This window comes from Anaerosalibacter massiliensis (assembly GCF_024623155.1).
GTDB classification, from domain to species: domain Bacteria; phylum Bacillota; class Clostridia; order Tissierellales; family Sporanaerobacteraceae; genus Anaerosalibacter; species Anaerosalibacter massiliensis.
Map to the genome: position 1 here is coordinate 160949 of NZ_JANJZL010000004.1, position 19277 is coordinate 180225.

Genomic DNA, 19277 nt, shown 5'->3' on the forward strand with positions numbered 1-19277 from the left:
TGTTAGATGATATATGTCTGGATACAATAGTTAAGCGTAATTATAGACAAACAGAGTAACAGGTTGAAAATTCTTGCATTTGGTTTTATTGAGATAGAATTGTAGGTTAGGGTAAACTAATTGAGTTTATCAATTAAGAATAGGAGAATAAATGGTATGATGATACTAAATAAAGCTTTGGAAAATATACAACTATTAAAATGTGAGTTGCAAAACATAAGTACATCAATACAGAATGAAATTATTAGCGTAATTATTGATGGAAGTATTATAAGAGGGAATTTTATTGAGGATTCCAGTCATATTGATATTACGATTACAACGTTACATAAAAATGTAGATTTACAAATTAAGAAGTATATAGAAAAAGTAATAAAAAATATTGAAAGTAAATTGCCTAAAAGAGAATATCCAAGAAAGCCACTAATTTACGATATTCAATGGCAAGATATTAACATTGTAAAAGACTGTGGACAAGAGGATTAAATGAATAGAGATTATAAGATTATTTCAATAAACGAAAATCAAGATTTAAAACAAAGCTTATTAGATTATGTAAAAATATCGGGATGGAGAGTTTTCCTTTCTTTAAAGAACAGTTAGAGATCAGATTAGACTCAATAGATGGTGTTCAACAGACTTTTATTCTTATGCATAAAACAAAAACAATAGAGTTTTATTAGTTTGTTAAGTATGAGCCAATTAATAATCAAAACTTGACACCATGGATATCTACTTTATTTATCGATGAGGAATATAGAGGAAATAGATTAACTGGATTACTGATTGAAAATGTAAAAAATTATGCTAAAAAGTTAAGTTATAAGAAATTATATCTTTCTATAAATCATATTCAGCTCTATGAAAATTTTGGTTTTAAAGAAATAGGATTAGATATAGATAAATGGGGACATCTAACTAAGATTTATGAGATAAATACTGGATAGTAAGCCAAATTAGAATAATTAGTTGAAGAATGTTTTGGACAGGGACAAGCGTTGAACTAGAGTATATCTTTTAAATAAAGAAAATCTTAAATAATCATCAGCAATGTACATTTTCAAGCCCAAGTGTGCTTTCTTTGAAGTTTGAGAACGTCAGCAATTTGAAACTTTGATATGGTATGCTAATGAAAGTTTTAGTTTTGTTTTAAGTTTTTTATTTGGGCATATTTGTAAAAAAAGTATGATACATAAGAAAAATTAGGGGGATATTAATGGATTATATAAAACAGATTATTGAGTTTACGCCTGCTAACGAGCAAGAAAACCAAGATAGAAGAATAATTCTTGATTATATAGAAAAGTTTCCATGCAATATTTTATTAAGAGAAAGTGAATTTGCACATATTACAAGTTCAGGATTTATAATGAACAAAACGTTAGATAAAGTGCTAATGGTTCATCATAACATACGAAATACTTGGGCTTGGACCGGTGGACATGTTGATGGTGATACAGATTTTTTACGTGTTGCAATTAAAGAGGCAAAAGAAGAAACGGGTATAAATACTGTGAAAGCTTTTACAGAAGATATTGTGTCTATTGATATTTTACCTGTGTTTGGACATATGAGAAGAAATAAGTATGTTAGTGCACATTTACACCTTTCAATAGCCTATATTCTCATTGCGAGTGAAAAAGAAACACTCATAGTAAATGAAGATGAAAATAGCGATGTCGATTGGTTTACTTTGGACAAGTTTACTAAAGATTATTTTGATGTTAGTGATGTTTATTTATATAAAAAACTAATTCATAGGGCTAAACAAATTAATAACAATAGAGAATTCTATACTAATGGAATGTACTCTTATTAATAGTGATATCTCAAATTAGTCTCATTGTGAGTTGCCATCTATATTTTATCTAGGATATATTAATAATGTTTTACTGAAAAAGGTTAAGTTTTCTTTTAAGTATCTAGTATAAAATCAAGACATGACTAATAAATGTCACAACTATATTGTATGAGGAGGAAAATTAAGATGAGAAGGTTTTTTTGTTTATTAATGATAATGGTGATTTTATTGGTTGGATGTAGTCCATCTAAAATAATAGAAACAGAGTCATCAGAATCGTCAGATCAATCAGAGAAGTATAATACGTTACTTTCACCAGATAATAAGTTGGGCATTGTAAGGAAACCTTATGCCACAGATTATTCTTCTATTAATTCAGAAAAAATGACTGATTTACCAAGTTATAATTCAGATTCAGATGAGATATGGCAGATAGACTTAAGAAGTAGAGATCTAACAAACATTGATTTATCAAAAAGGTTTGACGATTTGATTTATGCTGATTTTGATAATAAGACTCAATGGCCTGATAAATTACCTGACGGTTTCGATCCTCAGATGATAATGGAATTAGGGAAAAATCCTGGATTGGGATTAAGAGAACTTCACAAAAAAGGGATTACAGGAAAAGGAATCGGTCTAGCAATAATCGACCAAAGTTTGTTAGTTGATCATATTGAGTATAAAGAACAGTTAAAAATGTATGAGGAAATTCATTGTTGGGGAGAAAAAGCACAAATGCATGGATCTGCAGTTGCATCTATTGCTGTAGGGAAGACGGTTGGAGTAGCACCTGAAGCCGATCTTTATTATATTGCTGAAACTCATGGAGTTTATAATGAGCAAGGAGAATATGTTTTGGATCTTACTTGGACTTCACAATGTATAGATCGTATTGTTGAGATTAATAAGACACTCCCTGAAGAGAAAAAAATTAGAGTTATATCAATTTCTTTAGGAATAGGACAAGAGTTGAATGGCTATGAAAAAGTATTTGATTCAATTGAAAAGGCAAAACAGGACGGGATCTATACTATATATGTAGAGAGTGATCCATATTTAGGACTTGATCGTGATCCTCTAAAAGATCCAGATGATATTAATTCATTTACAAAAGGAAGGTTCTGGAAGGATATGACATATAGTAATGATAAACTTTTAATTCCTATGGATTCTAGATGTACTGCTAGCCCTACAGGGGTTAATGATTATGTGCTTTATAGGAATGGTGGTATAAGTTGGGTGACACCTTATGTTGCAGGATTATATGCATTAGCTTGTCAAGTTAGACCTGATATTACACCTGAAATTTTCTGGAGTTACGCATTTAACACAAGTGACACAATATTTATTGATAACAGTAATGAAGAACAGTTTGGAAAAATAGTTAATCCAGTAAGATTGATTGAAAATATTGAGAAAATGAAATAGAATTGAAATTTTTCTTTTAAAAGAATTTTAAATGTATAGACATAATTTTGATTACAATCATGAGTATTTTTAAGGATTAGAAGTGGATAATGGAAAATGAGAAGAACAGCACAAGCTTTAAATATGATATCAGATGGGATCAAAGGGAAAAAGTTTTAGAAGTTGCATGTGGATGTGCAGAATTTTCTATTGAGGTAGCAAGTATTGCTGATGAAATACAATGTATAGACTTAGATAAGTTTTAGACTATTACCTGAGATAGAAAATTATCCAACGATTATTTTTAAACAAATGGATGCTACTAAAATGGAATATGAAGATGGATATTTTAATTCCTGTATACTGTATAATGCTATAGGACATTTAACAGACTGTATGGAAGAAATTTTTAGAGAAATGTATTAGAGTCATAGCTTCTAATGGCAATATCTATGCTATTAGTTCTTTTAAAATGGACAGAGCTGCTATTGAAGATCAACTAATTTCATGTTTATTATCTAATAATAATACATATATTTTAACAGAGAAATCCCAGTTTATTTGTGTGGCTATTAAAAGATAATTTTATAATTTTCCTTCACTGTGAGCGAAACTGCGCTAGGATATATTCATTTAAAATTATTCTAGGGATGTTAAAAATATTAAAGAAAACTTAGGTATATTGAAATTTTTCTTCATATGATTAGAAATTTTATATTTTGTGGAGTTATTAGTATGACTGAGTTAAAGAAGTATTTAGATGAGTATCAAGATAAAGTTGTGGAAGAAATCATTGAATTTTGGAAGGTTCACAATTCCATATCAACGGTAGATGATGCTCTAGAAGGTATAAAAAAATGGACTGATAAAGATCATTTGTTGTTAATTGTATTTCATAGGTTATATTTCAAAGGTTATAAAAGTTAATTCAATTGCAAATAGAATAGATAAGCAAGATTTAAATGGAGAAATGACAGATATTAGATTAGAAAAATAGAATAGCAATGTAGATAAGGTAGACAGTTTTTGCCATCTACCTTACTTGTTTATAGTGGAAAATATATTAGATAAAAGGAAGACTTTGGTAAGATTTGTGGAATAAGTGGTAAGATGGGTGAATTTGTGTGAGGGGAGGATGAAATCTTGATGACATATTTTAATGATATTCCTGAATCTAATAATTGGAATATGATGAAACCCATTAACAAAGGATGGTCAAATGATAAAAAAATTTATATAAAAACTATAGATGGGAAAGAGTTATTACTTAGAATATCAGATATAACTCAATATGAAAATAAGAAAGAAGAATTTGAAAGCTTAAAACTATTTACTAACATGGATATATTAATGTCTCGCCCTATTGATTTTGGAATTTGTAATAATGGTCAATTAGTTTATTCTCTACTTACTTGGATTAATGGAGAAGATGCTGAAGTTATTCTTCCTAAACTTGATAATAAAGAACAATATTTTTTAGGAACAAAGGCTGGTGCGTTTCTTAAGCAAATACATAGGATTCCTGCTCCTCAAAGCTTATTAAACTGGTCAGAAAAATATAATCATAAAATTGATATTAAGATAGCTAATTATAAAGCTTGTGGGATTCATATTCATGGTGTTGATAGAATAATTGAATATATTGAACACAATCGTTCTTTTTTGTTAAACAGACCACAGTCTTTTCAACATGGAGATTATCATGTTGGGAATATGATTATTACACCAGAAGGAGAATTAGGTATAATTGATTTTAATAGAATGGATTATGGGGATCCATGGGAAGAATTTAATCGAATTACATTTTGTGCAAGTATAAGTCCTACATTTGCATCAGGATATATTCACGGATATTTTGATAATATAGTGCCTGATTTGTTCTTTAGATTAATGGCGTTATATATTGCGACTAATCAGATTTCGTCTATACCTTGGGCTATTCCTTTTGGAGAGAAAGAAGTGAATACAATGCTTAAACAGGCACAAAGTGTTTTGAAATGGTATGATGATTTTAAAACATACATTCCAAACTGGTATATCCCAGACTATGTATAATGAGTATGATTGTAATTATATTTATGTTAGCATCATTTGCATTTTACAAAGAGTATAATAAACAATCAGTTTTCAAATTCGTAAATGAAGTTTATAGATATAACATTAAGGAGAGATTTACTTTGAAGAAATTAGAAATTGCCGTTGAATTAAGGAAAGAAGGAAAATTAAAAGAATCAAATGAAATTTTAATAAGTCTTGTAAAGGAATATCCTAATGACCCAATAGTCAATTATCAATGTGCATGGAGTTTTGACGTTTTAGGGTTAGAGGCAAATGCAGTACCTTATTATGAAAAAGCTATTTTAATTGGCCTGCCAGATAAGGAGTTGCAAGGTGCGTTTTTAGGCTTAGGTAGTACATACAGAACATTAGGACAATATGAAAAATCAAAAGAAGTACTTGAACAAGGTTTAGTTAAGTTTACAGAGAATAGAGCGATGAAAGTTTTTTATGCAATGACATTATATAACCTAAACGAATATTCTAAAGCAATGGAAATATTACTATATAATTTAGCTCAAACATCTTCAGATGAAAATATACAGAATTATAGAAAAGCAATAGAATTTTATTCTGATAAGTTGAATGAGGTATGGTAATTTATAGGATGCCTATATGACATATAAAAAGAATAGATAATATAGAAAACTTTTTATCTTAGAAAATATAACGATATTTATATTAAATATAATTACTTATTTCATACCATATTTCCTCTAACTATTTAGTTATTTCATGTTTATAGAATGTGGCGAGTTAGCTGTAGTTTTATAATGAAGGGAGGATAATTATGAAAAAGCAGATGAAGTATTTTCTATTGTCATTTATTATAATACTGTTAAGTACGCCCTTGGGATATGCAGCAATTAATATAGTATATAATAATAGAAATTTAACTGGTGAGTATACTCCTATTTTAAACGGATTTATACATTCATTTATGTTGATTGGTGTATTAATATTTTGTATAGGATTAATAGAGGTACTAATAAACAGAGATAATAAGTTGTAGAATTTTATTGATATTAATTTTATAATGTTTTATTACACATTTATTTTTATAAAAGAAAGAAGAAATAATATCCGTTATTTATATTTCTCAAATTAATAGTGAAATTTTGTGAAACAACGATAATTTATATTAATAATTAAAGTGGTGTTTAGATGTGAAGATGATGGAAGATGTTTTCAAGATAAAAAACGAAGAGGATAGAGTTTCAGCTCTTTATGATATTTTTGATGAAAGTACAAGATTATCTACAAAAGCAACTCAAATTGAGTTTTTAACAACAATAAGACAAATAGAAAAACATCTTAAACCAGGTATGAAAATCCTTGATTTAGGAGCTGGGACAGGAGAATACAGTTTATATTTTGCAAGAAATGGATTTGAGGTAACTGCAATTGAGTTGGTTGAAAAACATGTTATGCAAATTAAAGAAAAGATTAATTCCGAGATGTCGCTTCAGTTGTTTAAGGGTAATGCAATAGATATATCTATGATTGAAGATAAAAGTTATGATATTGTATTATGCTTTAGACCATTATATCATTTAGTAAAAATTGAAGATAGGATGAAATGTATAGAGGAAGTAAAACGAGTTTGTAAGGATAATGGTAAGATGTTCTTCGCTTTTATTTCCAATGATATGGTTATTTTAACTGAAACTATGTGTTATAATTCTGGTTTTTTAAATGGTGATACATATAATCATGAAAATTTTAAGCTCGTAGATTTTCCCTTTGTTTTTCATACAGTAGAAGATTGTAGAAAACTATTGAGAGATTCTAATTTGGTAATTAATTCGGAGGTTGCTGCAGATGGGCTAAGTGAACTCTTGGCAGATAAGATAAATAATATGGACGATGAAAGTTATAGGTTATGGCTTAATTATCACTATTATTGTTGTGAAAAACCTGAATTTTTAGGTGCAAGCAATCATCTTTTATTTATAACAGAAAAGTCGACATTAGATTAATATAGAAAAGGAGGACAATATATGACGATAAACTATGTAACAGAAGATTTACCACTTTCTTTAAAAGAAAAAAATATTTTAGTTACAGGAGTTAGTCGTTCAATGGGAATTGGTACGGCTATTACAAAGTTGTTGGCGGAAGCGGGAGCAAATGTAATAACACACGGATATTCAGGCTACGATAAAGCTTTAAAATATCGTGATTATAATAATGATTTTACAAATACATTAGAGCAAGAGTTAAATAAAAAGGGTTATAGTGTAACTATACTACCTCCATCTGATCTTTCAGAAAAAGAAATACCTGAAAAAGTAATTGAACAAGCAATTAGCAAGTTTGGGTATATAGATGGACTTGTACTTAATCATGCTTATTCTGTTTGTGCTCCAATTGGAGAATGGACATCAGAGCATATCGACGCACATTTGAACACAAATGTCAGGGCTACCATGCTTATGATACAAGCTTTTGCAAACCAATTGCCAAAAGGTAAAAGTGGAGTTATAACGTTGTTTACCAGTGGTCAATATTTGGGACCGATGATAAAAGAAATTGCTTATGCTGTATCTAAAGAAGCAGTTATAGGACTTTGTAAGCAGGCAGCTGTGGCACTAGCACCACAAAACATTCGAGTAAATTGCATAAACCCTGGTGCAACAGATACAGGATATCTTGAGGACGAAGATTATAAAACAGTAGCCAAAATGTTTCCATTTGGTCGCTGGGGAATGCCAGAGGATGCAGCAAGATTAGTACATTTTCTACATAGTGATTATGCACGCTGGATTACAGGAGAGGTTATTGCAAGTGAAGGTGGATTTAGGCGAGATGTTATTTTAGAATAACATGCAGATAATGAGCATAATTGTTATTTATCTTGTAATAGGGATAAGATAAGAGCTGGACTTATGTCAATAAAGTAGACACATTTTTTTTGAACAATTTTTATGATACCCTCCTAGCATTATCTTCTATGTTGGGGAGTGATATATCCTAGAGAGCTATGTATTCTTTCTCTGTTGTACCAAGACTTAATATATTCAAATATTGCTAATCTAGCAGCATCAAAGTCAAAATATTTAACCAAATTAACCTCTTCTTTTTTTAATATTTTATTTTCTCCTCTATCCTAGCCACCTTTTTAACAAGGCTTGATAGTTAGCTTGAGTAATTATTTTATCTTTATTAATTGCTACGAGTTTAGCTTTTTTACTCATGTTAATATTGTAGATTTAGGTAGGCCATATTCGCTGCTAAGATTTTTTAGAGGTTTACCAGTATTATAAAATTCTACAATTGTATTTTTAAATTTTTCTGTGTATCTTTTTGCCACTTTAGACACTCCTTCCTTAACTATATTTTACAGCGTTCGGAAAGTCGTGTCTACAATATTAAACTAACATCAAGAAGAGTGAAGAATTATTCAAATGGCTGACTAACATTAGTATCAAAAATAACTTTATACCAGTGTTAGAATTAGATGTATTAAATAAATATGTATATGGTAATGATTTACTTAAAACCTTATTAGAACAGTATCCCCAGGTCAAATTATGTCTAGATGTAGGTAGACTTCACTCTCAAGATAAATTAGACAAAAATTTTGATTCATTTGGATTGACTTTAAGGTTTGCGAAGTATGCAGAAGTTATTCATTTATGGAATGTCAAAGTCACTGACAGTTTAGAGAATAGTCATTTTCCAGTACTACCAAATTTAATTTCAGAAGAAGGCTGGGCAGATATTGAGAAATACCTTAAAATCATAAAAAGAGAAAATAAATTCCGTAAAATATTATTTGAACACAGATCAGACTTAATATCAGATGAAGAACTTGAAAATTGCTATAACTGGATAAACAGCATTTTATAGAAAAAGCATCAACATTGGCGACTATTATAAAAGAGCGATTAAGTTGCATAATATTAAATCAGTATTATTTAATAAAACATTAGTAGATTATATAAGGTCAGATTTAGAGAACGACCTTGGTGTTTATGGTTAGAAATTATATATTTCATTGACAAGAATGAGGTGAATTTAAATGATGGAACAATTTTGTCTAAATAGTATTGTAAATCTGTTTATAGAAGAAATGCAAGATAACTTGGTAGGAGTGTATTTACACGGTTCAATGGCTATGGGATGTTTTAATCCAATACAAAGTGATATAGACTTATTAATTATTTGTAAAGAAAAGCAACCAAGCGAAACATATAAAAGAATTGCAAGAAAGCTTCTAAAAATTGAGGAAAGCATACCAAGTAAGAGCGGAATTGAATTAAGTGTTGTCTTGGAATCATTTTTAATAAATTTTGTTTATCCTACCCCATTTGAATTCCATTATTCTGCTTTCCATAGAGAGAAATATAAAAGAGACAAGAATTATCTATGCGGTGGATTCGAAGATGAAGATTTAGCTGCTCATTTTGCTGTTACCTATAACAGAGGAATTCGACTATATGGTAAACCTATTAAAGAGATTTTTAAGCCTATAGATAGACAAATATTTATTCGTTCAATTAAATCTGATATTGATGGTGTGTATAAAGGTATAATTGATAATACTGAATATTTCATATTAAATTTATGCAGATTTCTTTTATTTTTAAAGGAAGATATTATATCTTCAAAGAGAGAAGGTGGTCAATGGGCGGTAAAAGTATTACCTTTTAAATATATAGAACTGGTTAATAAATGCCTTGCTAAATATAATGGAGAGGTTGTTAGCTTAGAGTTGAAAGATCAGTTACTATTAGATTTCGCCGATTACATGACAAATGAAATAGAAAAGTTATTATAAATTAAATGAAATGAGAAAAGCAAGTTGGAGGAATTCATCAGAGGGTAAGTATAAGGAGGAACTAGGAATGGAAAGAGTTACCTTTAAAAATTCAAGAAATCTAATATTAGTCTGAAACTTATGTCCATCCGTTTCTAAATCAATAATCATTATGTGTCATGAGTTTATGTCTAGTAAATACTCGAAAGGAAGGTTTGAAAGACTTGCTGCAGCTTTTAATAAGTTGGGTTATAATGCTTTAGCTTTTGATTTTAGTGGTTGTGGAGAAAGTGATAATGATAGTCTAACCGTTGAGAAAGAGATAGATGACTTAAAGTCCGACATTTCATTTACTAAATCAAAAGGTTATAAAAAAATAGATTTATATGGGCATAGTCTTGGCTTTCTAGTGATTCAAAATTAGAAATTATTGATGGAGTAAATCATAGTTTACTTGAACATTTCCATATAGTGATTAAGCTGGCTACTGATTGGTTTGGAAAGTATTTAGGTTGATAATACATTATAAGGAAAGAGAAGGGTTTCTAAAGTTAAGGCATCTATAATATAATATTTAAATATAGTTGAGAAAAAATTAATAAAGTTAAAGGAGAATGTATATGAACGATGTGTTAATGTTAGCAATAATACAGCTTTCTTTTGTACTTATATTATCATAGGTCTTTTATTTCATGTTTTACAGGAGAAATAATGATTTTTTCAATTGGATTGGGTTATATCTATCGAAAAATAGAGGCTGAATTAAAAGTAGCCTTTTAGTTTTTGTAGTATCTTTGCTCATAATGGTTGGTCCACTTATCTTGTTTCAATACTTAGGATATATTACTAGTGAAATGCTTCATGATAAAACCATAAGCAGATAAGGGATTAGTGTGAATATAGTAATTATAATATTATTAAAAGCATTAATTCAAATATCCCTATCAGAAGAAATACTTTTCAGAGGTCTTATTGGTAAAACATTGCTAATAAGTTTGGATATTTAGTAGGTAATATTATTCAAGCTTTGCTATTTGGTTTGCCACATGGGTTATCGTTTATCATTGTTCACAAAAAATATGTTGTAGGGATAATGCTTATAGTAACGGCTGGAATAGTAGGTTATCTATAATTTTGGTTAAATGAAAAAAGGGCAGATGGAAGTCTGGTACCTAGTATATTATTACATGGCATAATGAATGTTATGTCATTTACATCAAAGGTAGTTCGTTAGATTTTTTAAAACTATGATGAATAAAAATAATACAGGGTCTTGTTGTCTAACTGGGGAGGTATTATAATTAAAGAGAATTATTTAGGTAGAAGTATTTATTATTGTCAAAGATGTTAAAAAATCTAGTATTTAAAGTCAGAAGTCATATTAAATAATTTTGAAAGGAAGGGATATTATGATAAAAATAGTTGCAAGAAGTGTAATAAAACCTGGTAAGAAGGAAGAATTCTTAAGCTTAGCTGAAGAGCTTATAGCAGAGAGTAGAAAAGAAAAAGGGTGTATGTCTTATGATCTTTATGAAGATATAAACAACCCTAACTGTTTAGCTTTCATAGAAGAATGGAAAGATGAAGAAGCAATTAAGATTCACAATGCTTCACCACATTTCACAACCGTAGTCCCTAAGCTAGGTGAGCTAAGAGAAAAAAGTCCAGAAATCAATTTGTATAAGATAATAGATTAGTTTATAAGGTAAGGAGTTGCAAAGGTAGAAAACTTATTGTGGATATTAAGATTATATATAAGAAGATGTACAACAGTTTAATAATTAGTTTGAAAATAACTCTGGATTAAAATTTTCTTCAACAAACTCAACTGATTTTGAGGATTTAGACATAATTTCTGTACTAATTATATGTTTAAAATCTAAATTGCTTTTTTCATTTTTATAAAAAGTTATGCGTTCTTCTATTGTTCTACCTTGATCTAAAAATTCTTCTATATCTTGTATAGTAATTGTAGGATATTTCTTTTTTAAAACTAAATTTTCATCTGAAATATAAAAAAGTTTGTATCCATTATCTATTTTTTCTCCTACTAAGATTTTCTTGTCTTTTAAAGAATTAGACTTATTTATAATACATAAATATTTTAAAATAGTTAATGTATTTTTATAAAATGAAGCTTTCTCAAATTGTAATAGTAGGGAAGCTTCTTTCATTTTACTTTCTATTATATATTATATTTCCTTGGGAATTTTTCATTTGGTATATTCTTGGTTTTTCAGGGATGTATTTGATTTTATTTTTTAGATGTTTAGATATATTCAATTTTATCACCAACTATATATTTAATATAATTATTTTTTCATGTTCTAAAACGTCTGTCAAATGGTTAAAGGATTTTAGTACATAATGTAGAATAGTTAACCTTTGACAAATAGGACAGAGATGCTAAGCTAAATAAGTGAAATAAAAATCTTAGGATCAGTTTCTAGTTCAAGAGAACAGGGAAATTGTTCAAATAATATGAAATATTGTTTAGATAAAATGAAGATTGAAGGTAATGAAATTGAAATAATAAACATATAAATATAAATTTGCATAGGAATTTATGAGACTGTGTTCTTGTCAATTGAGAAACATGGTCTTTTTCTTTATGCAAAAAATTAATCCTTATAAAATCCTTATAATTATTGTTTATATTATAATTATAGATTAAGTTAATTTTAATATAAGAATAAATTAGGGGGAATTATCATGTCAGAATATATTTTAGAGACAAAGGGATTAACAAAAAAATTTAAAAATCAAATAGCTGTAGATAATATTTCCTTATCTATAAGAAAAAATTCTGTTTTTGGTCTACTAGGACCAAATGGTGCAGGAAAATCTACTACATTAAAAATGATTACAGGAATTATGAAACCATCTGCTGGAGAAATATTATTTGAAAATCATCCATGGACTAGGAAAGATTTAAAAGATATTGGAGCATTAATTGAAAATCCTGCAATATATCCGAACTTAACAGCGATGGAAAACTTAAAACTTGCCTGTACTCTTTATGGACTTCCTAAGATGAGAGCTGAAGAAGTCCTTAATATTGTAGGTCTTGAGAAATCAGGTAAAAAGAAAGTGAAAAATTTTTCTATGGGAATGAAGCAAAGGTTAGGACTTGGTATGGCTATTATCAATAATCCAAAGCTGCTTATTCTTGATGAACCTACCAATGGTTTGGATCCAATCGGTATTGAGGATTTAAGAGAATTGATTCGATCTTTTCCTTCTAAAGGGATGACAGTTATTTTATCTAGTCATATTCTATCAGAGGTAGCACAAGTAGCTGACGAAATAGGTATTATATCCAATGGTGTTATTGGATATAGTGGTAAAATAAAGAAAGAGGATAATCTTGAAAAGTTATTTATGGATGTTGTAGAAAGAAATAGGGGTGAAAACTAATGATAGATATAATTAAAGCAGAATTTCAAAAGAGTAAAAGAACATCAACAAATAAATTTATTATAGTAACACCACTACTTACATTTTTGTTATGTCTTTTATGGGGTGGAGGTCAAAATGGAGCATACAACTGGTGGTATGTTATGTTTCTTCCAGGAATGTTAGCTATTATTTCTGCCCAAGTAGTCACAAGGGAGAAGAGCCTTTCTTACAAAGGATTGCTTTTATATCCACAAGATAAAGGTTCTATATGGCTAGGGAAGATAATATATATTAGCATTTTACTTATATTTACTAGTTTAATATTTATGATAGGGATTATAGGTGTTGGTTTAATAGATAAATCTACCATTCCATTAAAGGCTAATATTCTTGCAACAATTATATTGATACTAACATTATTATTCCAGATTCCAATTAGTTTGTTTTTAACTGTGCGACTTAATATGTTTGTTACTGTTCTTTTTAATATAACTATGACAATGATTGGGGTAGTATCTTTTGGAACAAGTTCAATTTTAAAATTTTCACCTTATGGGACAATCTCTGCACTAATGTGTCCAGTTCTTCATATTTTACCAAATGGTCTTCCAGTACCAGACAATAGTCCATTGTTAAATGGAGACATGATAGTAAAAGATACTATTATTAGTGTTATTATTTTTATTATGTTAACTATTTTAACAACTATATGGTTTAGAAAAAAGGAGGTAAATTAAATGTTACAGTTAAAAAAACTACTAAAAGCTGATATAATGAAACTAAAATCTACTCAAATGATATGGATTCACTTATATATTCCTGCTTTAGGATTGATTATGTTTTTAAGTTATTATTCCTATACTCCATGGAATAGTTCTAGTAAGGTTTCAGCTTACTTACAGGTATTGTGCATAGTTTTTCCTATATTAATTGGAATAATAACTTCAATGGCATCAGATCAAGAATATATAGCAGGAGGTTTTCAAAATATTTTAGCTAGTTCAAAAATAAAATGTTTATCATTTATTAGTAAATATACATTATTTTTATTGTTGGGACTTTTAAGTACTATATTATCTGTTATTGGTTTTTATGTAGGTTTTTCTTTTATAGAAAATGATATTTTTCCATTTACTATGTATTTAGCTGTTGTTGGCATATTGATAGGAAGCAATATATTTGAATATATTTTACATTTCTTTTTAAGCCTTAGATTTTCAAAAGGAGTTTCCATTGGTGTGGGAATTGTAGAATCTCTTATATCAGCTTTATTTCTGACAGGTATGGGAGATGGCAGATGGGCATTTACTCCATGCTCCTGGAGTATTAGATTTATTGGTTCTTTATTAATAAGATACCAAAATATTAATTTTATAGATCCCGATTTACATCTTGGAATTATTATTTGCATACTTGGGACAATTTTATCCTTTTTAATTATGCTAGTATGGTTTACAAAATGGGAAGGAAAGAAGGCAGAAGAGTAGGAGGTATTGTTGTGGCAAATATTTTAATTGTAGATGATGATAAAGCCATTTTAGACTTGATTGACAATATATTAAGTAAAAGTGGTCATTATATAAAAAAAGTAAGTAAACCAGAAAAAGTTTTACAAGAAAATTTGAGTTACTATCATTTAATAATCTTAGATATTATGATGCCTGGTACTGATGGATTTGAATTATGTTCTGAGATAAGAGAACAAGTGGATTGTCCAATATTATTTCTTACAGCAAAAGTAGACGAGGGAGATATAATTAAAGGTTTAGGATTGGGAGCAGATGATTATTTAACTAAACCTTTTGGAGTTCAGGAGCTTCGTGCAAGGATTGATGCTCATCTTAGGAGAGAACAAAGAGAAAAGGTAAATTCTATTAATATAGGATATGTTAGATTTTCAATTTTGAGTAAAGAGTGTTTCATATTAGATAATAAGGTTCCCCTTACTAAAAGTGAATATGAAATAAGTGAATACTTAGCTCTTCATCATGGGCAGGTATTTTCAAAAGAACAAATATTTGAAGCAGTTTTTGGTTTTGAAAGAGAGAGTAATTTGAGTATAATTGTCGAACATATAAAAAATATTCGGGCTAAATTTCTATTATATGGTGAAGAGCCAATAAAAACGGTTTGGGGAGTAGGATATAAATGGGATTAAAAAAAGGCACGAAACTTCGTACAATTTTTATAAAATATATTATATCTCTTGGCATCTTTATTATTGTTTTAATAATGGTTAATTATTATTTATTTTCTGTAGTTTCATTTGGAGTATATCCAGCAAATTACTCTGAAAAAATAATTCAGAATAATTTTGAGAAATTAAAAAACACACCTAAAGTAACAATGGATTTATTGACACCAATGTGTAGTTTTGGAGTTTATTCAAATGATGGACATTATTTATATGGAAACTTTTCTGATAAGGATAAAAAAGTAAAGTGGGAGAACTATCGACAGGGAACAAGATCTACAGGCTATATTATAAGTATTGAACGTGAAGAAGGTATATTGATTATTAACTATCCTTTAACTATGCAATATAAAAGTGAAAAAATGAGAAGGGTTTTACCTAATGCTGAAATTACAATAGTATTTCTGTTTTTCTTAGAGCTTATTGCAATAATTATTTTATGGTCTAATAGATTTGCTAAAAAGATTAACAGTGAACTAAAATCTCTTTTATTGGCAACGGAAAAAATAGAAGAACAAGACCTAGATTTTAATATAGGTGCAAGTAATATAAAAGAGATAGACATGGTTCTTCAAGGAATTGATAAGATGAAAAGTTCTCTAAAAACTGCTTTGGAGGAGCAATGGATAATAGAGCAACAAAGGCAAGAACAAATCTCTGCTTTGGCACATGATGTAAAAACACCTCTTACAGTAGTTAAAGGCAATGTAGGATTACTTGCAGAAACAGATATGACAAAGGAGCAGAAAACTTATTGTCATTATATTGAAGAAAGCAGTGGACAGATGGAGAAATATATCCAAAATCTATTGGCTATTACAAAAAAAGAAGTGGCTCATGAAAATTCCAATGAAATAATTTGTATTATAAATATATTAAATTTCTTGAAAGAACAAGGTATGGCCCTAGGTAAAGCAAAAAATATTGATATAATTTCGAAAATGAATATTGAAGAGAATCTGTATATAAAAGGACATAAAAATGAATTACATCGGGCATTAATGAATATTATAGCTAATGCAGTAGATTTTTCTCCAAACAATTCAATTATCACCATTAACAGTGTTGTAGATAATTCCCAGTTGATTATTCAGGTAATAGACCAAGGTGAAGGTTTTTCTGAAAAAATGTTAAAATATGGGAAAGAACAACTTTCAATGGGAAATGAGAGTAGAACAAAAAACGGACATTATGGATTGGGTTTATATATAGCAGATACTATTATCAAAAAACATCATGGAGAACTTATATTGTCTAATAGTATGAATGGCGGAGGACTTGTTACAGTCAAAATCCCAATTTATAAGGAATAAAGAATATAATTGGAGATTTAGAAATAAAGGATATTTATTGTGTGAAAATTTTGATATAATGAATTCATATTTCAGTGTAGTTTCTTGGAGCAGCTTTATAATATGGAGGGAAGTATATGGAGAAAATTGGAAAAATATAAAAATGTTATGAAGAATAGAAGATACTAAAATCAAAAGGGATATTATCTTTAGCATATATAAATAGGTTTGCCTAATATGTTATCCATATAAGTAGAGATAAGAATTATGTTAATGGTGAACTTTTAAAAATATTGTTGATTTTGGAACAGAATTCTGAAATATCTAATGAAAACAATTAGCAAAATCGTACATAGAAATATTGGCACAATAGTTCAAAATAATCTTGACATTAATATTTATCCACTATATTTTTCATGTATTAAATGGGAAAAATGATTTTACTGATATGTCAACACCTTTTTAACTCACCCCATAAATCACCATAAACATCCTTTACAATATATGCAAATGCAGGAAGTATAATTTATGTGAATCTCCAAATATTCCAACATATCATTTCCCCCTTATCTTATTTTAATCATAATTACTCTCTTTACTATACATCCTTACATTAAAGTAGTTCTATTTCATTTGACAAGGCTTTTATTTACGTGATCCATTTTTAGCCCCCTTATTTTTTCACTAACTGCCAAACTTCGTCAAAAATATTTTTTCTAAATGTGTCATCTACCCATTTATTTAGGGTTTTCTCCTCCATTGCAGTCTGTATTTTCATAGCTTTTTCTACATCTTTGCTAATCTCAAACGTCTTTTTCTGCTTTTTAATCTTTTTCTTATTTACTTGTTTATTTTGCATACTTTTTTCTTCCCTTCTTCATTTTCTAGAATATTTTTTAGTATAATATATTTATTTATTTTCTTATCTTGATATATGCCAACTTCTTTTATATTGTCATAAAAAAAGAGCCCTTATTTCAGGCTCTAAAATAAAATTTAATCCATTTTATTAATAATAAATAAATTTAATATGAACGATATAACAATTAAAACAAAAGCTGGAAAGAATAAATAAGCAAAAAAATTGTCAACCCAACTACCAATCATTGCATCTAAATATTGATAAAGTTTACTGAATAATAAAGTAACAACTAAAAGTACAATATGCAAATTAATTGATTTTAAATATAATTTTAATTTGTTATTCATAAAATTCCTCCTCCTAATTTATAATATTAATTAATATTATAAACTAAATTAACAATTGATGAAATAAAAAACATTTAAGTTAATAAAAAGGTATTGATGTAAAATTTAGATATGAGGTAAATATATGATATACTTTTATACACAATATTAATATCAAAAAGGGGAAGTGAAATGTTTAAATCAGTAAAAAAACAGCATTGCCTTATTATTAGTGATGATATTTTTAATATCATTAGGTACTCCTAGCAATGTAGAAGCAAATTCTTTTAATGAACTAAAAGAAAATAAAGCTAGGGTACAAATAACCAAAGAAAAAATTATAGAAAATGAAGATTACTTATCAACATCAGAAGATATAACAGATATAAAACTAGATTTATTAAATGTTCAAGTCCCATATAATGCAAAAGATATAGATGTAAAATACATCGAAAAAGATGATTCAGTAACCGCTGTTATTTTAGATAAAAAAACAAGTGAAGAAATTGACAGATATACTGAACAATTTGAGGATGAAGGAATAAGAAATAGTGCTGCAAACAACAATTTAATCTGGAGAACATTATTTAGAACAAAAACCTATAAGCCTGCTGCGGTTGAAGTAGGCGTTAGAGTTCAAATTTGGTCAAGTGGTTCTTTTAGACAATTCAATAAAATTCAAGATGCTTGGCAAAGACCAGGTAATAGTGGTAAGTATACTTTAAAAAGCACTAGAACTTTTAACAACAATAAATTACCAGCAACTAAAATATCTATAAATGCAAGTGGAATAATTGAAGTAGCTACCAATGAAAATATAACAGGAACTTGGAGTATTAGTTCCTTGAAAAAATATGGATTCTCTATAAGTGCTGGTAGTAAGAAAACCTATTATGCTAGAAAACATTATAATAATGATTTTATCTTTAGTTTATATTAGACTATGTTAGAATTTTTATATAATAAAAAGAGATAAAAACTAAATATCTAGTCTTTATCTCTTTTTATCTTTAATTATTTTAATCATAGTTAACTTGTGCTTGAATTTTAGCTTTAAACTCATCTATTTCATTGAATATAGTGGTTTTAAGATAAGCTACTGTATAATCTATTTTTTTATATTCACTTTCTTTTATAATAATATCAATTACATTTTTATTATTTCTATTTCTA

The 19277-nt window shown here is 28.3% G+C and carries 25 protein-coding genes; 21 read left to right on the plus strand and 4 right to left on the minus strand.

The window, feature by feature from the left end:
* The first annotated feature begins 156 nt into the window (after positions 1-156).
* From NSA23_RS07900 to NSA23_RS07950, 11 genes are all read left to right on the plus strand, one after another.
* Positions 157-486, plus strand: coding sequence for a hypothetical protein (locus tag NSA23_RS07900; protein ID WP_042682956.1), 330 nt, complete (start codon positions 157-159; stop codon positions 484-486).
* Between the two features lie 215 nt (positions 487-701).
* Positions 702-947, plus strand: coding sequence for a GNAT family N-acetyltransferase (locus NSA23_RS07905; protein WP_081915264.1), 246 nt, complete (start codon positions 702-704; stop codon positions 945-947).
* A 269-nt stretch (positions 948-1216) separates the two neighbouring features.
* Positions 1217-1819 (plus strand): NUDIX hydrolase, encoded by a 603-nt coding sequence (locus NSA23_RS07910; protein WP_042682954.1) that lies wholly within the window; start codon positions 1217-1219, stop codon positions 1817-1819.
* Positions 1820-1987: 168 nt separating this feature from the next.
* Complete coding sequence (locus NSA23_RS07915) at positions 1988-3232, plus strand: S8 family serine peptidase (RefSeq protein ID WP_042682953.1); 1245 nt, start codon at positions 1988-1990, stop codon at positions 3230-3232.
* 89 nt (positions 3233-3321) lie between these two features.
* A complete protein-coding gene (locus tag NSA23_RS07920) occupies positions 3322-3477 on the plus strand; it encodes a hypothetical protein (RefSeq protein WP_187116687.1) in 156 nt (51 codons plus the stop codon).
* A 469-nt stretch (positions 3478-3946) separates the two neighbouring features.
* A complete protein-coding gene (locus tag NSA23_RS07925; protein ID WP_042682952.1) occupies positions 3947-4138 on the plus strand; it encodes a hypothetical protein in 192 nt (63 codons plus the stop codon).
* A gap of 219 nt (positions 4139-4357) precedes the next feature.
* Complete coding sequence (locus NSA23_RS07930) at positions 4358-5266, plus strand: aminoglycoside phosphotransferase family protein (protein WP_042683093.1); 909 nt, start codon at positions 4358-4360, stop codon at positions 5264-5266.
* 122 nt (positions 5267-5388) lie between these two features.
* Positions 5389-5868: a tetratricopeptide repeat protein gene (locus tag NSA23_RS07935; protein WP_042682951.1), complete on the plus strand. Its 480-nt coding sequence runs from the start codon at positions 5389-5391 to the stop codon at positions 5866-5868.
* Positions 5869-6059: 191 nt separating this feature from the next.
* Positions 6060-6281, plus strand: coding sequence for a hypothetical protein (locus NSA23_RS07940; RefSeq protein ID WP_042682950.1), 222 nt, complete (start codon positions 6060-6062; stop codon positions 6279-6281).
* A gap of 160 nt (positions 6282-6441) precedes the next feature.
* Positions 6442-7248, plus strand: a complete 807-nt coding sequence (locus NSA23_RS07945) for a class I SAM-dependent methyltransferase (protein WP_050069867.1) — start codon at positions 6442-6444, stop codon at positions 7246-7248.
* 21 nt (positions 7249-7269) lie between these two features.
* A complete protein-coding gene (locus tag NSA23_RS07950; protein ID WP_042682949.1) occupies positions 7270-8094 on the plus strand; it encodes an SDR family oxidoreductase in 825 nt (274 codons plus the stop codon).
* Positions 8095-8213: 119 nt separating this feature from the next.
* Here the strand turns inward: NSA23_RS07950 and NSA23_RS07955 are convergent, their stop codons facing one another.
* On the minus strand, positions 8214-8360 hold the full coding sequence (locus NSA23_RS07955; protein WP_081915263.1) for an IS3 family transposase: 147 nt from the start codon (positions 8358-8360) through the stop codon (positions 8214-8216).
* Between the two features lie 356 nt (positions 8361-8716).
* On the opposite strand from NSA23_RS07955, the gene NSA23_RS07960 reads away from it, so the two are divergent.
* From NSA23_RS07960 to NSA23_RS07975, 4 genes are all read left to right on the plus strand, one after another.
* A complete protein-coding gene (locus NSA23_RS07960; RefSeq protein ID WP_050069854.1) occupies positions 8717-9121 on the plus strand; it encodes a hypothetical protein in 405 nt (134 codons plus the stop codon).
* Positions 9122-9293: 172 nt separating this feature from the next.
* Positions 9294-10052, plus strand: coding sequence for an aminoglycoside adenylyltransferase domain-containing protein (locus tag NSA23_RS07965; RefSeq protein ID WP_042682948.1), 759 nt, complete (start codon positions 9294-9296; stop codon positions 10050-10052).
* Positions 10053-10200: 148 nt separating this feature from the next.
* Positions 10201-10455 carry an alpha/beta hydrolase gene (locus NSA23_RS07970; protein WP_257490419.1) on the plus strand — a complete coding sequence of 85 codons (255 nt, stop codon included), beginning with the start codon at positions 10201-10203 and terminating at the stop codon, positions 10453-10455.
* A gap of 985 nt (positions 10456-11440) precedes the next feature.
* Positions 11441-11728, plus strand: a complete 288-nt coding sequence (locus NSA23_RS07975) for a putative quinol monooxygenase (protein ID WP_042682946.1) — start codon at positions 11441-11443, stop codon at positions 11726-11728.
* Between the two features lie 84 nt (positions 11729-11812).
* On the opposite strand, the gene NSA23_RS07980 is transcribed toward NSA23_RS07975, so the two are convergent.
* Positions 11813-12205, minus strand: a complete 393-nt coding sequence (locus NSA23_RS07980) for a hypothetical protein (protein ID WP_042682945.1) — start codon at positions 12203-12205, stop codon at positions 11813-11815.
* A 538-nt stretch (positions 12206-12743) separates the two neighbouring features.
* Between NSA23_RS07980 and NSA23_RS07985 the strand changes: the two genes are divergently transcribed.
* From NSA23_RS07985 to NSA23_RS08005, 5 genes are read left to right on the plus strand one after another with little or no spacing between them, the layout of a single operon-like run.
* Entirely contained in the window at positions 12744-13448 is a 705-nt protein-coding gene (locus tag NSA23_RS07985; protein ID WP_042682944.1) for a lantibiotic protection ABC transporter ATP-binding protein, read from the plus strand.
* Positions 13448-14167, plus strand: coding sequence for a lantibiotic immunity ABC transporter MutE/EpiE family permease subunit (locus NSA23_RS07990; RefSeq protein ID WP_042682943.1), 720 nt, complete (start codon positions 13448-13450; stop codon positions 14165-14167). The genes NSA23_RS07985 and NSA23_RS07990 overlap by 1 nt, the downstream gene beginning before the upstream one ends.
* Positions 14168-14917, plus strand: a complete 750-nt coding sequence (locus NSA23_RS07995; protein ID WP_042682942.1) for a lantibiotic immunity ABC transporter MutG family permease subunit — start codon at positions 14168-14170, stop codon at positions 14915-14917. It begins immediately after the preceding gene.
* An 11-nt stretch (positions 14918-14928) separates the two neighbouring features.
* Entirely contained in the window at positions 14929-15588 is a 660-nt protein-coding gene (locus NSA23_RS08000) for a response regulator transcription factor (RefSeq protein WP_042682941.1), read from the plus strand.
* Entirely contained in the window at positions 15579-16937 is a 1359-nt protein-coding gene (locus NSA23_RS08005) for a sensor histidine kinase (protein ID WP_042682940.1), read from the plus strand. The genes NSA23_RS08000 and NSA23_RS08005 overlap by 10 nt, the downstream gene beginning before the upstream one ends.
* A gap of 652 nt (positions 16938-17589) precedes the next feature.
* On the opposite strand, the gene NSA23_RS08010 is transcribed toward NSA23_RS08005, so the two are convergent.
* Together NSA23_RS08010 and NSA23_RS08015 are read right to left on the minus strand one after the other, a co-directional pair.
* The gene (locus tag NSA23_RS08010) at positions 17590-17775 is read right to left on the minus strand and encodes a hypothetical protein (protein WP_042682938.1); all 186 of its coding nucleotides are present in this window, start codon (positions 17773-17775) and stop codon (positions 17590-17592) included.
* Positions 17776-17912: 137 nt separating this feature from the next.
* Entirely contained in the window at positions 17913-18125 is a 213-nt protein-coding gene (locus tag NSA23_RS08015; protein WP_257490381.1) for a hypothetical protein, read from the minus strand.
* A 211-nt stretch (positions 18126-18336) separates the two neighbouring features.
* On the opposite strand from NSA23_RS08015, the gene NSA23_RS08020 reads away from it, so the two are divergent.
* Positions 18337-19044, plus strand: coding sequence for a hypothetical protein (locus NSA23_RS08020; protein ID WP_257490382.1), 708 nt, complete (start codon positions 18337-18339; stop codon positions 19042-19044).
* Positions 19045-19277: the final 233 nt, after the last annotated feature.

Excerpts from the sequence above, each read along its gene's own strand:
- NSA23_RS07900 (WP_042682956.1), top strand. The coding sequence starts at position 157 with ATGATGATACTAAATAAAGCTTTGGAAAATATACAACTATTAAAATGT.
- NSA23_RS07910 (WP_042682954.1), top strand. The coding sequence starts at position 1,217 with ATGGATTATATAAAACAGATTATTGAGTTTACGCCTGCTAACGAGCAA.
- NSA23_RS07915 (WP_042682953.1), top strand. The coding sequence starts at position 1,988 with ATGAGAAGGTTTTTTTGTTTATTAATGATAATGGTGATTTTATTGGTT.
- NSA23_RS07920 (WP_187116687.1), top strand. The coding sequence starts at position 3,322 with ATGGAAAATGAGAAGAACAGCACAAGCTTTAAATATGATATCAGATGG.
- NSA23_RS07925 (WP_042682952.1), top strand. The coding sequence starts at position 3,947 with ATGACTGAGTTAAAGAAGTATTTAGATGAGTATCAAGATAAAGTTGTG.
- NSA23_RS07930 (WP_042683093.1), top strand. The coding sequence starts at position 4,358 with ATGACATATTTTAATGATATTCCTGAATCTAATAATTGGAATATGATG.
- NSA23_RS07940 (WP_042682950.1), top strand. The coding sequence starts at position 6,060 with ATGAAAAAGCAGATGAAGTATTTTCTATTGTCATTTATTATAATACTG.
- NSA23_RS07945 (WP_050069867.1), top strand. The coding sequence starts at position 6,442 with ATGATGGAAGATGTTTTCAAGATAAAAAACGAAGAGGATAGAGTTTCA.
- NSA23_RS07950 (WP_042682949.1), top strand. The coding sequence starts at position 7,270 with ATGACGATAAACTATGTAACAGAAGATTTACCACTTTCTTTAAAAGAA.
- NSA23_RS07965 (WP_042682948.1), top strand. The coding sequence starts at position 9,294 with ATGATGGAACAATTTTGTCTAAATAGTATTGTAAATCTGTTTATAGAA.
- NSA23_RS07975 (WP_042682946.1), top strand. The coding sequence starts at position 11,441 with ATGATAAAAATAGTTGCAAGAAGTGTAATAAAACCTGGTAAGAAGGAA.
- NSA23_RS07980 (WP_042682945.1), bottom strand. The coding sequence starts at position 12,205 with ATGAAAGAAGCTTCCCTACTATTACAATTTGAGAAAGCTTCATTTTAT.
- NSA23_RS07985 (WP_042682944.1), top strand. The coding sequence starts at position 12,744 with ATGTCAGAATATATTTTAGAGACAAAGGGATTAACAAAAAAATTTAAA.
- NSA23_RS07990 (WP_042682943.1), top strand. The coding sequence starts at position 13,448 with ATGATAGATATAATTAAAGCAGAATTTCAAAAGAGTAAAAGAACATCA.
- NSA23_RS07995 (WP_042682942.1), top strand. The coding sequence starts at position 14,168 with ATGTTACAGTTAAAAAAACTACTAAAAGCTGATATAATGAAACTAAAA.
- NSA23_RS08005 (WP_042682940.1), top strand. The coding sequence starts at position 15,579 with ATGGGATTAAAAAAAGGCACGAAACTTCGTACAATTTTTATAAAATAT.
- NSA23_RS08010 (WP_042682938.1), bottom strand. The coding sequence starts at position 17,775 with ATGCAAAATAAACAAGTAAATAAGAAAAAGATTAAAAAGCAGAAAAAG.
- NSA23_RS08015 (WP_257490381.1), bottom strand. The coding sequence starts at position 18,125 with ATGAATAACAAATTAAAATTATATTTAAAATCAATTAATTTGCATATT.